Origin of the sequence: Flaviaestuariibacter amylovorans (genome assembly GCF_039541815.1) — a bacterium.
Classification (GTDB): Bacteria; Bacteroidota; Bacteroidia; order Chitinophagales; family Chitinophagaceae; genus Flavisolibacter; species Flavisolibacter amylovorans.
Genome location: NZ_BAABGY010000006.1, coordinates 129,632 through 142,272, shown reverse-complemented (window position 1 = coordinate 142,272; position 12,641 = coordinate 129,632). Strand labels below are relative to the sequence as shown.

8 protein-coding genes are annotated in these 12,641 nt (G+C 62.3%); all 8 read right to left on the bottom strand.

Annotated elements, in window-relative coordinates; translation table 11 throughout:
• Nucleotides 1-43: 43 nt before the first annotated feature.
• Complete coding sequence (locus tag ABD937_RS06830; protein ID WP_345254529.1) at nucleotides 44-1,615, bottom strand: DUF6770 family protein; 1,572 nt, start codon at nucleotides 1,613-1,615, stop codon at nucleotides 44-46.
• 24 nt (nucleotides 1,616-1,639) lie between these two features.
• Nucleotides 1,640-3,115: a M48 family metalloprotease gene (locus ABD937_RS06825; RefSeq protein WP_345254527.1), complete on the bottom strand. Its 1,476-nt coding sequence runs from the start codon at nucleotides 3,113-3,115 to the stop codon at nucleotides 1,640-1,642.
• A gap of 234 nt (nucleotides 3,116-3,349) precedes the next feature.
• The gene (locus ABD937_RS06820) at nucleotides 3,350-4,543 is read right to left on the bottom strand and encodes a family 16 glycosylhydrolase (protein WP_345254525.1); all 1,194 of its coding nucleotides are present in this window, start codon (nucleotides 4,541-4,543) and stop codon (nucleotides 3,350-3,352) included.
• A gap of 44 nt (nucleotides 4,544-4,587) precedes the next feature.
• A complete protein-coding gene (locus ABD937_RS06815; protein ID WP_345254523.1) occupies nucleotides 4,588-6,054 on the bottom strand; it encodes a glycoside hydrolase family 30 protein in 1,467 nt (488 codons plus the stop codon).
• 9 nt (nucleotides 6,055-6,063) lie between these two features.
• Complete coding sequence (locus tag ABD937_RS06810) at nucleotides 6,064-8,283, bottom strand: glycoside hydrolase family 3 C-terminal domain-containing protein (protein WP_345254521.1); 2,220 nt, start codon at nucleotides 8,281-8,283, stop codon at nucleotides 6,064-6,066.
• A gap of 27 nt (nucleotides 8,284-8,310) precedes the next feature.
• Nucleotides 8,311-10,083 (bottom strand): cellulase family glycosylhydrolase, encoded by a 1,773-nt coding sequence (locus ABD937_RS06805; RefSeq protein ID WP_345254519.1) that lies wholly within the window; start codon nucleotides 10,081-10,083, stop codon nucleotides 8,311-8,313.
• A 119-nt stretch (nucleotides 10,084-10,202) separates the two neighbouring features.
• Entirely contained in the window at nucleotides 10,203-11,102 is a 900-nt protein-coding gene (locus ABD937_RS06800) for a hypothetical protein (RefSeq protein ID WP_345254518.1), read from the bottom strand.
• 19 nt (nucleotides 11,103-11,121) lie between these two features.
• Nucleotides 11,122-12,633 carry a RagB/SusD family nutrient uptake outer membrane protein gene (locus ABD937_RS06795; protein ID WP_345254516.1) on the bottom strand — a complete coding sequence of 504 codons (1,512 nt, stop codon included), beginning with the start codon at nucleotides 12,631-12,633 and terminating at the stop codon, nucleotides 11,122-11,124.
• Between the last annotated feature and the right edge of the window lie 8 nt (nucleotides 12,634-12,641).

Below are 12,641 nucleotides of genomic sequence, written 5' to 3'. Positions count from 1 at the left end.
CCGCTGCTTCGATAGTCATCATTCAAATTCGATATTCGATATTCTAAAGGGCTTCTATCGACAGCTTTGTGTACCGCTCGCGGCGGTTGTTCTCCACCACCATGATGTGGCCCTGCTTGGCAGGGAAGATGGCCGTGCTTACACTTCCTTCGCGGGCCGGCACCGTGCGCACGACGCGGCGCGTGGTCACGTTGTAGATGATGGTCTTGCCGAAGTCGTCCACGATCAGGAAGTTCGACTGCGTGGCGGGGTTCGACACGGTGTAAAAGGATTTGAACCCGTAGTACGACAAGTCCATCTTGGCGGCATAGAAGCGGGACGACTGGCCCTCGATGGCATTCTCGAAGCGGAGGCGGCCGGCAGAGTCCTGGCGCAAGAGCACGGCGTCCACGGCCTTACCCTTGTTGTAGCCGCCGGCGGCAATGAAGATCGGGAAAATGACGGTCGGCGAGAGCAGGATCGAGGCTACGATAGAGCCGACCTTGGCCTTGCGGATGTAGGAATTGCCAACGAAGTAGGTATTCCCCTTGAAGTCGCGGATGGTGCTCGAAAACCGGGGATAGGCGTGGTTGTCGCCGAGCAGGCCGCTGGCGCTGATCTCCGGCGCCTTCGAGCCGTCGCTCCAGTACGAGAATGTTTCCTTGATGTCGGCGCGGCGCGGGCCGTTCAGGGCAACGGTGAAGACACCGTCGTAGGGACCCTTACTCAGCGCCGTGACCGTGTAGAAGCTGTTGCCGCGCACCGGGTCGATGATGGAGCCGGTGATGATGGGCTTGCCGGTGGTGGGGTCGATCTCGAAGCCAAGCACCTTGAGCTGGCTGCCGTTCCGGTCTTTCAGCTCGTACTTATCATGGGCCGCGCCATCGCTCACGGCAAAGCCACGCACCTCGTAGCCGCCTTCCACCATTTCCATCTTGCGCTTCGAAAGCACGTACACATCACTGGCGGTGGTGAGCATGGCGAAGGCCTGCGCATCGGGAATGTTCTTGCTCCACAGCTCCTTGCCGGAGATGTCGAAGGCGAAGAGCCGGTTCTTTTCCTCGTCGCCGTAAAAAGCCATGAAGCCTTTACCCGGGATGTTCTTGACCACGAGGTCGTGCTTGAGGCGGCCGGCCACGGCACTGGGGCGGGCATTCTTCACATAGGCCAGCTCCTCTTTCAGCTTCAGGTCCACGCGGATGGAAGCCGTGTGGATGATCTCGCCCTTGAGGTTGATCAGCTGCGTGAACACGGCGTTGCCGCCCTCATCCATGGCCTGGCGGATCTTCTTCATGCTCGTGTTCTTCAGGTCGGCAAGATCACTTTTCACATAGCCGAGGCAGAGCACGTCCTGCTCGAACGACACGGAGCGGAGCTCGAGGTTCTTGTCCTTGAAATGGAGCTTGCCGATGTCGTTAAGGTTCTCGTCCATGATGCTTACCTGGTAGTTGAATGAGTCGGCGTTCACCTTCTCGAGCTGGGTGAACATCAGGTAGCCGATCAGGGCTTCGTCCTGCGTGATCAGCTTCATCTGCGAGGAGATCTCGCTGCTGACCTCACGGAAAACTTTCGATTGCGCGCGCGACACGATCGTGCACAGCAGGAGGCACACGAATACCGGCAGTGTCCTTTTCATCGGGTAGCGGTTTGTATTCGGGAGTTATTTGGAGAAGTGTTCGGCGAACTCGCAGTACATGCTTTTCGGGTGCGCCATTTTGAAGGTGCGCGCAGCGGCCTCACGCTCTTTGGGTGTGCCTTCCTTCTGCAGCAGCGTGGCGTAGAGCGGCTTCAGCCCGCGGGCGTCGGCCGGCAGCTCCTGCCAGAAGGCCTGCGCTCCGAAATGACGGTAGTATTGCTCGAGGCTTTCGCGGGGCATCTGCTCCAGCATCGTCTGCAGCTCGAAATAGCTCGGCGCCACATCCTCCTTCGGGCGGATCTTTACCACGTTGAAGCGGTTCAGCTCGTTGTCGGAGTAAAACAGTCCGAAGAACACATTGTGCATCATGAACGTGTACCAGGCGTCGTTGTTTCCGCTGTCCCTTTCCTGGAGGAGGCGGTACAGGCAGGCGGTGAGGCTCTGGTTGTCGAAGAGGTTCCAGAGAATGATCTTGCTGGCCTTTGCCTGCACCGAAGCGGGTACGGGCGTGAGCGGCCCCGATACGGTAGACCAGGGCAGCGTGCGGGTGTAGCGGTCCTTACAGTCGGGGTGCGTCTTCAGCGAGTCGGCATTCTCCTTGCCTTTGTTGAAGTTGAAGTTGCGCGCCGAGAGGCCCTTCGTGGCCTTGCGGGCCCAGCTGTCTTCGAAGGGCAGGCCGAGGGCGGTGAAGTAGGCTTTGACCGGCTGCGCCAGCGGGCGCTGGTACTGCATATCGGAGGAGTCGAGGCGGAGAAAGCACGCGGGGTCGAAGGCGATCTTGCCCTTCTTCAGCAGCACCACGGCCAGCGAGTCGGCCTCGCCCTCGTGGTAGCGGTTGTGGCGCGTGCGGCTGAAGGTATAGCCCTCGAGCACCTTCTTGAGGCGGGTAAAGCGCTCGTAGCGCGAGTCGAGTACTTCGTTGAGCGACTTCTTGTATTCATCCGACGTGAGCCATTCGGCGCGCTCGCGCATGGAGCGGCCGGCGTGGTCGAGGATGTCGTGCGAGAGCTCGTGGGCGATCACCAGCGCGATCTCCTCGCGGCTGCGCGCGAAGGTGATGAGGCCGAGATTGACGGCGATGAGGTGGCCCCCCACGGAGTAGGCGTTCACGGAAGCGCTGCGGTCGATCAGCAGCACCGGCTTCTGCGGGATGAGGTCCTTGTTGGCGGCACAGATCTGGCTAACGATGCCGTCGATGAAGGCATGCAGCTCCTGTTCCTCGATGAAGTCCTTGTTCTCGATGGCGTTGACCACGAACTCGGTGCGGCCTTCCCAGAACTCCCTGAATTTCTTTTGCGTCTCCTTGTCCTTGAACGCGGCAGGCACGCTCCAGCTTTTTTTCAGCGAGTCGCGGAGACGCTGGTGGGCCAGGTGGGAAAGCACGGGATAATCGTATGGGTTGGCGAGCTGCGCGCGCAGGTCGCCCGCGAAGACGCAGAGCAGGAGGAGCACACAGGAAACGAAGCGCCGGAAGGGCAGGTACGGGGCGGAACGATGCACGATTCGTGTTTTGGTACTGAAGGGAAAGATACGCGTTTTACCGTGGGCGGACCGTTAAATTAGAATAATTCACCCGGTGTATCGGCGCTCCTGTACTGCATTTGCACGAAAAACCCCGCCGGTGGCGGGGCTTTAAAAAACCAGGCAGGAAGCAGGGGTAACGATTGCTGCACGAAAAGAACCTGCTTGCACTGCCTGGCCACACACGCTTTCAGGGAAAGCCAGGTGCTCCGCCTATTGGTATACGCGGATATAATCTACGACCATCCATTGCGGCAGGTAGGTGCTGGCGTCGGGGTTGCCCGGCCAGTTGCCACCCACGGCAAGGTTGAAAATGAGGTAGAACTCCTCGTTGAAGGGCCAGTTGTTCACGCCCACATCGGCCTTGCGGGCCGTGGAGAACAGGTTGCCGTCCACGAACCATTTGATCTCGTCCTGCTTCCACTCCACCGAGAACACATGGAACTCGTCGTGGAAGGTGCCCGAAGGCAGGGTGTAGCCGCGGCTGATCTGCTGCGAGCCGGGGCCGGGGCCGAAGTGGAGGGTGCCGTACACCTTGTTGGGCTCATGGCCTACGAGCTCCATCAGGTCGATCTCGCCGCTGCGGGGCCAGCCGCCAAATACGTTGTTCTGGGGCAGCAGCCAGAGCGCGGGCCAGATGCCCTTGCCCTTCGGCAGCTTGGCGCGGATGTCGATGCGGCCGTACTTGAAGGTCTTCTTGCCGCGCGTCAGGATCTTGGACGAGGTATACTGCTTGCCGCCGTACGACTCCTTCTGCGCGAGAATCACCAGCTTGCCGTCCTGGAAGAACAGGTTGTCGGGGCGGTCGGTATAGTACTCGAGCTCGTTGTTGCCCCAGCCGCAGATGTTCGGACAGCCGTCGCCGTTCTCGTTGGTCCAGAAGGTGGAGTTGAGGGCGGGTCCGTTGAAGTCGTCGCTCCACACCAGCGAGTAGCCCGGGTACGAGGTCGGCGCGTCGTAGCCGGCATTGGTGAAGGGGATGCGCGTGTCGTCGTTCTGGATCGTGGCGGTGGCCGTGGCGCGGCTCAGGGTGGCGCCGCTGGGGCTGGAGAGGGTCACGGTGAACACGTCGTCGCCTTCGCGGGCATCGTCGGCCACCACAGGTACCGCCAGCAGCTTCTCGCGCTCGCCGGCGGCGAAGGTGAGGGAGCCGTTGGTCACGGAGGTAAAGTCCTCGGTGGCCACACCGGTGCCGCCATTGGTCGTGTAGTACACCGTTACCGGGCCGGAGGCGGCCTCGCTGAGGGTAACGCGGAAGTTGAAGTTGTTGCTGCCGCCGTTGCCTTCGGCCTGCGTCAGGTCCTCGATGGAGATGCGGGGCAGGGCCGGCGTGTTGCCGCCGCCGCCGTTGTTACCGCCTTTCTTGCAGCCGGCGGCCAGGGCCAGCAGGAGGAGGAATGGAGTCATTTTCATACGTTATGGTTCAAACAGTTTCTTGATCAGATTCGATATTACCAGACATAGGTGCCCACAGCGCCCGCGTCGAGGGAGGCGGAGGCCCAGCGGCCCTTGTAGCGGATGTTGAAGCCGGCCGGCGTGGAGCCGTCGTTGAGTGCCACCAGCACCTTCCTGCCGTCGGCGCGCCGGAAGGCCACGGTGTACAACGAGCCGCTGTTGTTGGAGGCGATGCGCTCCGAGCCCGGGGGCACGAACTTCGAGATTTGCCCGATGATGTAGTAGGCCACGTTGCGGCTGATCGTGCCGCCGCTGATGGTGATGGCGCCCTTACAGGTAGTGCAGCCGCCCGGTGTGTGCGGACCGAAGCTGGCGTTGTTGGCCAGGTTCCACTCCAGCGCGATCCGGCTCCAGTTGCGCATCGACCCGATGATCACGTTGCGGTAATGCCACTTCAGGTCCCCACCAAAGGAGCCGTTGGAAGCGGTATACTGCTCCGTGAAGTAGATGTTCTTGTCGGGATGTGCGTTGCGCACCTGGCTAAGGGCGCTGATGTCGCCGGCGTACAGGTGAAAGGCGGAACCGTCGATGAAGGCCTTCGCCGCCGGGTCGTTCAACACCTGGATGGGATAATCCGGGTGATCAGCGTTGTGGTCCCAGATGATGATCTTGGTCGTGAGGCCCGCGGCCTGGAGGGCCGGGCCGAGGTTGTTCTTGATGAAGGTCGCCTGCTGCGCCGCGGTCATCAGCATGCTCGGGTTGTTGCCGCCGTGCATCGGCTCGTTCTGTACCGTGAGCGCATCGATCGGGAGGCCGCGCTGCTGCATGCCCTGCAGGTATTTCACGAGGTAGCGGGCATAGACGTCGTAATACTGCGGAAGCAGGGAGCCGCCCACGCTGCTGCCGTTGTCCTTCATCCACGAAGGTGCCGTCCAGGGTGTCGCCATCAGCTTGATGTTCGGGTTCACCGCGCGCACGGCCTGCAGCATCGGGATCACCGTGAGCTCGTCGGGCGCCAGGCTGAACTGCGCCAGGGTAGGATCGGTCTGCCCGAAAGGAAGGTCGTTATACGTATAGACCGAGGCACTCAGATCGGAGGCGCCTACCGACACGCGGAGGTAGCTCACGCCGATGCTGTTGCCGGTGGTTCCGAACAGCTCCTGGAGCAGGCTGCTGCGCGTAGCCGCCGGCAGGGAGGCGATGAGGTCGGCGCTGCCGCCGGTAAACGTGTAGCCGAACCCGTCCACCGACTGGTAGGCTACCGCCGAATCAACGTCGATGTAGGGCAGGTTGCTCGCCGTGGTGCCGAAGCCGAGCGGCAGGGTTTGCTGCTCGATGAGGGCGCCACCGTCGCCGCGGGTGATCCAATACGAAATGTCGTTGGCAACTACCGGTGGGATCACGGGTGTGCCGCCACCGCCGCCGCTATTGCCGCCGCCGTTGCCACTATCCTTCTTCTTGCAGGCGCCGAGGGCCAATGCAAGGAAGGCAGCGCTGTACAGGATGTTTTTCATGCTGTTCATCCCCGAAAGTTACAGGTTTACCGTGCCTTTGAGTGCAATGGCACGCGAGGAGCCGCCCACCAGGATGTCGAAGCCACCGGGTTCCAGCACCCATTTGCTTTGTGCATCGTTGTAATACTGGAAGGCATCCTCACCCAGGTTCAGCGTCACCACCTTCGACTCGCCGGGCTTCAGGAACACCTTCTGGAAGGCCTTCAGCTCTTTTTCGGGGCGGGGCAGCGCGCTCTTCTGCTGGTGTACGTATACCTGCGCGGTCTCGGCGCCGGCGCGGCTGCCGCTGTTGGTGATCGTAAAGGTGACCGTAGCCTTCTTACCCTTGCCTTCCACCTTCAGGCCGCTGTAGCGGAACGTGGTGTAGGAAAGGCCGTGGCCGAATGCGAACTGGGGATCCACCTTCCAGGTATCGAAGTAGCGGTAGCCCACGTAGATATCGTCGTTATAATAGACCTGGTCGCCGCCGGGATACTGGCCCAGCTTGTGCGCCGGCGCTTCCGCGAGGGTGCGCGGGAACGACATCGGGAGCTTGCCCGAGGGGTTCACGTTGCCGAAGAGGATGCCGGCGAGGGCGTTGCCGCCTTCCATGCCGGGGTACCAGGCCTGCACGATGGCGCGGGCATCGCCCACCCACTGCGTGAGGTCGGCGGCGCCGCCGCCCATCAGTACTACTACGGTACGGGGGTTGGCTTTCAGTACCGCGTTGATCAGCGTATCCTGACCGAAGGGCAGCTTCATATCGGGCTTGTCGGTGTCCTCGGCATCATAGGCGTTGTCGGCCCAAACGGAGTAGTTGTAGCCGTGCGTCCAGCCGCCCACGTAGATCACCGCGTCGGCGCCGGCAGCGGCGGCGGCGGCTTCCCGGATGGCAGCAGCATCGGCGTTGGCACCACGGGCAATGGTGTAGCCCGGCACATAGGTCACCTGCACCCCGGGACCCACGAGCTTGCGGATGCCCTGGAGCGGCGTGATCTCGTAGTTGGCTTTTACCTGCGACGAGCCGCCACCCATCGATTGGGGACGGTCGGCGTTGATGCCGATCACGGCGATGCGCTTGATGGCGCCGGCATTGAGGGGCAGGAGGCCGCCTTCGTTCTTGAGCAGCACGATGCCTTCCTCGGCTACCTTGCGGGCCACTTCCTGGTGCTGCTTCGTATTATAGCTGCCGGCTTTGCGCTTACCGTCGATCACGCCGGTCTTCAGCATGATGTAGACGATGCGCTTCACCTTGTCGTCGATGAGGTATTCGGGAACGACGCCGGTGCGCACGAGGGTCACCACGGTATCGCCCATGAAGAACTTGCCGTAGTTGGGCTTGGGCAGCATCGACAGGTCGGTACCCATCTCCACGTCGCAGCCGTTCCAGAGGGCTTGCATCGTGCTGTGCACCGCGCCCCAGTCGGAGATCACCGCGCCCTTGAAGCCCCACTCCTTCTTCAGGATGTCGTTCATCAGGTAGTGGCTCTGCGTGGCCCACTGGCCGCGCACTTTGTTGTAGGAGCCCATGAGCGTATGCACGCCCGCCTCCTGCACCGCAGCCTTGAAGCCGGGCAGGTAGATCTCGCGGAGCGCGCGCTCGCTGAGTTGTACATCTACGGTATTGCGCTTCGTTTCCTGGTTGTTGAGCGCGTAGTGCTTCACGCAGGCGGCCACACCCTGGTCTTGCACGCCTTTGATGTAGCCCACCACCATCTTCGATACCAGGTGCGGGTCTTCGGAGGCGTACTCGAAGTTGCGGCCGTTGAGCGGGCTGCGGATGATGTTGATGCCGGGGCCGAGGATGACGTCCTTGCCGCGGAAGGCGGCCTCGGAGCCCAGCACGCCGCCGAAGGCGTAGCCCAGCTGCGGGTTCCAGGTGGCCGCGAGGCACACGCCTACGGGGAGGTAGGTGCCGGAGTCGTAAACGTTCTTATCGGCTTCCCAGTCGCGGCCGTGCTCCACGCGCACGCCGTGCGGTCCGTCCGACATCACCCATTCGCGGATGCCGAGGCGGGGCACGCCGCCGGAAGTAAACGACGAAGTGGCGTGGATCATGTTCACCTTCTCCTCGATCGTCATCTGGCGCACGAGCGATTCGGCGCGTGCCAGCAGGGAGGCTTCCGTGTCGGGGGTAGTAGCAACGGCGCGGGTGCCGGCCATCAGGGTCGTGTTCTTTTGCGCGCTCCCGGTTGCTGCCAGCAGGGAGCAGCAGGCAGCGAGGAGTATTATGCGAAGGCGCTGGGCGTTTCGGATCATGTCGGTTGTTTTAAGGGTAAATGGTGTTTAGAATCCGCCTGCTGCCGTGGCCGGCAGAAAGCGCAGGTAGTTGAGGTTGACGAGCCCTTGCTGGCTTCGGAGCCGGATCTGGTTAATGCCTTTCTTAAGGTAGATGCGTGGGAAGCGCACTTCGCCCCAGCCGCTGCTGCCATTCGTTTCCCGGACGCTCGAAAGCCCGTTGGCGAACAACTCCATTTTCAGCGGCTCGGTTCCGGAGAGCCGCAGGCGCACTTCGTAGGTACCGGCCGTCGGCGCCACTACACTCCACTGCAGCCACTCGCCGGGGCCAAGGCCATCCACCTGGAAGCCGTTGCCGGAGGAATCGGTGCAGGGGGTGATGTCGATGGCGTCGTTGCGGTAGGTCCAGCCGCGGTTCCACTCGGTGCGCTTGCCCGACGACACCCAGTAGTTGCCGGAGTCGCGGCTGAAATACGCGGAGCCGTTCGGGCCCATGTCGAAGTCGACGGCATAAACCGTCGGCGATTGCGCGAGGTCGTGAACTGCAAATGGAAACGTACGGTTGTCGCGCGGCTGGCGGAACATAGCGTCCACCACATCGGGATGCGCGGTATTGCGGTCGCTGCGGCTGTCGTCGGCGAGCTGCATCAGTCCCCGGAAAGCGGCGTCGGAATCGGGTTTCGGCCCGGCGCCTTTCCACCAGGCTACGAGTTGCTTGTAGTCGGGGTTGGAGCGGATCTCGAGGGGATTGTTGATGCCGATCTTCTTGAGCGGCCACCAGGCCCAGCCGATGCCGTGGCGCTCGAGCAGGGCGATGGCGTCGCGGAACCAGGCGTTGGAGTTCTCGCCCGACTCGCCCATCCACACCGGCACGTTGTGCTGGTCCCGTAATTCTACGATCGAGCGGAGCGCGCCGTCGGTATTGTCGTTCCAGTATTTGTGAAAGCTCAGGACGGTGTTCTTGTCCCAGGGGGGCAGCATGCCGCGGTAATTGTTGCCCCAGCAGTTGCCCTCGATGATGATCAGGTGCTTTTTGTCGACGGCTCGGATCGTGTCGGTGATGCGTACGAGGAGATCGCGGATGGGGCCGTTGTTGGCCTCGGCGCAGCCGTTCTTGTCCTTCGGGTCGGAGAAGCCCCAGTTGGGCTCGTTGATCAGGTCGTAGGCGCCGATCCAGGGCTCGTTCCGGTACCGCTCGGCGAGCTTCCGCCAGAGGGCCACGGTCTTTGCCTGCGCTTCGGCACTCTGCCACAGTGAGGCCTTCGTGGTATCGCGGTCGGAGATCGCGAAGTCGGCGCCTTGCCCGCCGGGCGCGGCATGGAGGTCAAGAATAAGGTACATTTTGTTGGCGGCACACCAGCGCAGCAGCGAGTCGGTGAGCGCGAAGCCGCCGGGCAGCCAGGTCTGCTTTCCGGGCGCAGGCTCCTGGTCTACGGGAAGCGTGTACAGGTCGTAGTGCATCGGCAGGCGCACGGAGTTGAAGCCCCAGGCGGCCATCGAATCGATATCGGCCTTTCGGGTGAAATTCTGCAGCCAGGCTTTGTAGAAGGTGGCGGTGCGCTCGGGCCCGATCACGGCGGAGATCTTCTTCCGGATATCGCTCTGGTTGGCGGCAGTGCCCGAAAGACCCAGCATGTAAGGCTCCTGCAGCATCCAGCCGCCGAGGCCCATGCCCCGTAATAATACGGTGCGTCCCTGGCCGTCCACGATGCGGGTGCCTTCGGCCCTCAGGTATCCCTGCGCCGTAGCGGAACCGCTCCAGAGCAGGCATAGTAAGGGCAGCACGCCCCGCAGGAGCGTTAAAAAGGGAATCTTTCTCACAATTCGGATTTAGGGAAGAAGAAGAGAAGGGAAAGTAAGAAAGGAGGCCCTCCGCCTGGAAAGGCCGAGGGACCCCGCTTTCTTTGTCTGCTTATTGAAAGAGAAACTGCGAAAAACGATTAGGGCTTCGGTACGAACGTGAAGCGCCACTGGCCCCAGCCATACAGCTTGCGCACCACGAGCTTCGTGGGCGTCAGCTCCATGATCTCGTAGGTGTTGCTGCTCTCGGGCGCGCTGATGGTGCCGTTCTGGCCGGCCTTGTACAGGCCAAGGTGCGCACCGAGGCCGTTCACCTTGAGCTGGTTGTTGCCGATGATCTGGTAGGTGAAGTTGCCGGAGCCCCAAGGACGGTACTGCGGCTGAATGGCGGTCGAAGCATAGCAGGCGATGGCGGTGCCGGGACCGGCCATATCGGCGGGGAAGGGCTGACCGCCCTCATCATCCACGCGCATGTCGCCCTTGTCGTTGAACACGAAATTGCCGTTCATGCTGAAGGTGTACTCGTCGTTGAAGAGGCAGGTGCGGTCGGGGGCATTCACATCGCCGGCGCCGTTGCTCCACCACTGGCCGCCACCGGGGTCGCCTACCCAGAGGGCGCCGCCACCGGGCTGCTGCAGGATCCAGGTCTTGGAGCTGTTTCCGGTAAGGATCTTCTGGGGGGTCATTGCAGCCGGGTCGTCGGCGGCTACGACCACCTGCTGGCTGGAGCTGTCCACACCGCTATGGCCGTAAACGAGCAGGCGCACATTGTAGGTGCCGCGGTCGGGGAAATAAAGCGTGTCGGTGGCGCCGCCCGTGCGGTAGCCTTGCCCGTTGGCCTTGTCCCAGTCGTAGCGGAAGGCGTTGGTGGAGGTGCTCGTGAGCAGGTAGCGGTTGGTCATGCCCGAGATGGGCGTTACCGTGAAGGACGCGTCGGGCGCGGGACCGAGGTCGCGCGTTTCGTATTTACAGGCGGCGATGCCCAGGAGGCCGAGCAGGGCGCCACTGAGGAGGAAGCTATTGTTTGTTTGCTTTTTCATGTCGTTGTGGTTTTACGGATCAATAACCGGGGTTCTGGGGAAGACGGCCGGAGCGCACGTCGTAATCGGGAATCGGGAGCACTTCGTGCTTGCCGGTCACAAAGCCAAGGCTCTGGAGTTCCTGGCTGGCCTTGCCCCAGCGCACGAGGTCCTGGAAGCGGAGGCCTTCGAAGGCGAGCTCGAGCTGGCGCTCACGCATGATGTCGTCCATCGTCACGGTGCCGAGGGCTGTGAGGCCGGTGCCCGGGCGCTGGCGTACCATGTTGATGTACTGGAGGGCCTTGGGCGTACCGCCCGAGTTGAGCTGTGCTTCGGCCGCCATCAGCAGCACGTCGGCATAGCGCAGGTGGCGCCAGTTGGTGCCGTAGTTCAGCTCGCCGATCGGACCGCCGGTCTGCGACTGGAAGGAGCCGTACTTCCGCTGGAAGAAGCCCTCGTAGTCCCAGGCAGTGGGGTTGGTCCAGTTGCCGCCGGCGGCGATGAGCTCGGCCTGCGACATGATGGCCTGGCGGCGGCGGTTGACGTCGCCTGCTGCCACGAACGCATCGTACAGTTTCTGCTTCGGCAGGTTGAAGCCCCATCCGCCGATGAGCGAGTCGCTCGGCGCCTTCGTGTAGAAGTCGGCACGGGGGCCCATCAGCTGCACGTGGATGTTGCTCTCGGGAGCGGCGCCCCAGGGGAAGTTGCCCCAGTCGTAGGAGCGGGCGTTGGTGTAGTTGATCTCGAAGAGCGACTCCTGGCCGAACTCACCACTCTGCGAAAATGCTTTGCCGATGGTGGGCTCGAGGCCGTACTGGTTGGAGGAGATCACCTGCTCGAAGGAAGCAGCCGACTCGGCATACTTCTTCTGGAACAGCTGGGCCTTGCCGAGGAGGGCCTGGGCGGTGCCTTTGGTGACGCGGAAGCGCTCACCGCCGGTGTAGCCGCTGCGCAGGGGCAGCACGGCAGCCGCTTCGGTGAGGTCCTTCTCGATCTGGGCCCATACCTGGGCCTTCGGCGCGCGCGGGGTGTTGGTGAAGCCGGAGGGCGGGATATCGCCGAGCACCAGCGGCACGTCGCCCCAGAGGGTCACGAGCTCCATGTAGTTGTAGGCGCGGATCACCTTCGACTCCGCGATGAGGCGGCGGCGCAGGTCGGTCTCCGGCGCCACGAGGTTGACCACCTTGTTGGCGCGGTTGATCGTGTAATACATCATGCGCCAGGCGTCGCGCACCTTGTCGTTGGTGGCGTCGAAGGTAAAGTTGTCGAGGGTCTGGTAGCCCGGCTGGTCGCCGGCGTCGTTGCCGCCCGCGTTGCTTTCGTCGGAGAGCATCGTCTTGACCATGTAGATGCTGGCCCAGTTGCTGTTGTAGTGCGCCTGCATCATGTCGTAGACGCCGGTCACGGCCTGCACGGCATCGGCATCGGTCTTGTAGAAGTCGGCCTCGGTGAACGAGTTGGGCACTTCCTGGTCGAGGAATTTCTTACAGCCGCTCGTGAGTGCGAGGGTAGTGAAGCAAACGAGCGAGGTCTTTATAATAAGATGTTTCATTGAATCAG

Bases quoted from the DNA above. Each gene is read 5' to 3' on its own strand.
- ABD937_RS06830 (WP_345254529.1), bottom strand. From the start codon at position 1,615: ATGAAAAGGACACTGCCGGTATTCGTGTGCCTCCTGCTGTGCACGATC.
- ABD937_RS06820 (WP_345254525.1), bottom strand. From the start codon at position 4,543: ATGACTCCATTCCTCCTCCTGCTGGCCCTGGCCGCCGGCTGCAAGAAA.
- ABD937_RS06815 (WP_345254523.1), bottom strand. From the start codon at position 6,054: ATGAACAGCATGAAAAACATCCTGTACAGCGCTGCCTTCCTTGCATTG.
- ABD937_RS06810 (WP_345254521.1), bottom strand. From the start codon at position 8,283: ATGATCCGAAACGCCCAGCGCCTTCGCATAATACTCCTCGCTGCCTGC.
- ABD937_RS06800 (WP_345254518.1), bottom strand. From the start codon at position 11,102: ATGAAAAAGCAAACAAACAATAGCTTCCTCCTCAGTGGCGCCCTGCTC.
- ABD937_RS06795 (WP_345254516.1), bottom strand. From the start codon at position 12,633: ATGAAACATCTTATTATAAAGACCTCGCTCGTTTGCTTCACTACCCTC.